We start from the raw sequence: 1133 nt of genomic DNA, 5'->3' as shown, positions 1-1133 counted from the left end.
CTTCGGTGCGGCGCCGCCCTGGCCGCTGTGCTTCATCTGCACGACGGGTGCGGGCGTGGGCCTGTGGGCCGGCGCCGCTGCGGCGGGACGCGGCGCGGCGCGCGGCGGCGCCGAGCCGGCCCGGCCGCCCGTGGCCCGGGTGCGGAACCGCTCCGTCAGCCCGGCCAGTTCCTCGGTCTCGCTGCTCAAGGATTGCGCCGCCGCCGTGGTCTCCTCCACCATCGCCGCGTTCTGCTGCGTGACCTTGTCCATCTGGTCCGCCGCCGTCGAGACTTCCTTCAGGCTCACCGCCTGCTCCTTCGCCGAGCGCGCGATCGCCGCGATCACGCTCGCCAGGTTCCCCACCCCCGCGACGATCTCGTCCAGCGACCGGCCCGATGCCGTCACGAGGTCCACCCCCTGGCTGACCTGCCCCGACGAGGTCGAGATCAGATCCTTGATCTCCTTCGCCGCCTCGGCCGAGCGCTGCGCCAGACCGCGCACCTCCTGCGCCACCACCGCGAAGCCACGCCCCGCCTCGCCGGCCCGCGCCGCCTCGACCCCGGCATTGAGGGCGAGAAGGTTGGTCTGGAAGGCGATCTCGTCGATCACCCCGATGATCTTGCCGATCTCGGCCGAGGACCGCTCGATCGCGGTCATCGCCGCCACCGCCTGCCCGACGATCGCGCCGCCCTTCTCGGCCGTGCCCTGCGTCGCGTGCGCCGTTTGTTGCGCCTGCGCCGCGCTCGCCGCCGTGTCGTTGATGCCGCGCGTCACCTCCGACAGCGCCGCCACCGTTTCCTCCAGGCTCGCCGCCTGCTGCTCGGTCCTCTGCGACAGATCCCCCGCCGCCACCGTGATCTCGCCGAGCCCGGTGCGGATCGTGCCGACCGCGCCGACCACCGAGCCGATCGCGTCCTCCAGCGAGCCGACCGCGTCGTTGAACTTCGTGCGGATCGGCTCGAACTCCGGCGCCACCGATCCCGTCATCCGCACCGTCAGGTCGCCCGCGGCCAGCTTGTCGAACCCCATCTCGACCGCCGTCACCAGCACCCGCAGGTCCTCCGCCTTCGCCGTGTCGATCGCCGCCTGCCGGTCGCGGCTCAGCGCCTGCGCCTGCTGCGCTTCCGCCGCCTCCGCTTCCAGCCGCCGGT

General features: G+C 73.4%; 1 protein-coding gene. It reads right to left on the bottom strand.

Annotated elements, in window-relative coordinates; translation table 11 throughout:
* The coding region (locus F6X38_RS23190; RefSeq protein WP_150974098.1) for a methyl-accepting chemotaxis protein at positions 1–1133 on the bottom strand (1133 nt) is incomplete at both ends.

Source organism: Plantimonas leprariae, from assembly GCF_008802405.1.
Taxonomy (GTDB): domain Bacteria; phylum Pseudomonadota; class Alphaproteobacteria; order Rhizobiales; family Rhizobiaceae; genus Plantimonas; species Plantimonas leprariae.
The sequence above is the reverse complement of the archived record's forward strand: the minus strand, read 5'-3'. Positions and strand labels throughout refer to the sequence as shown.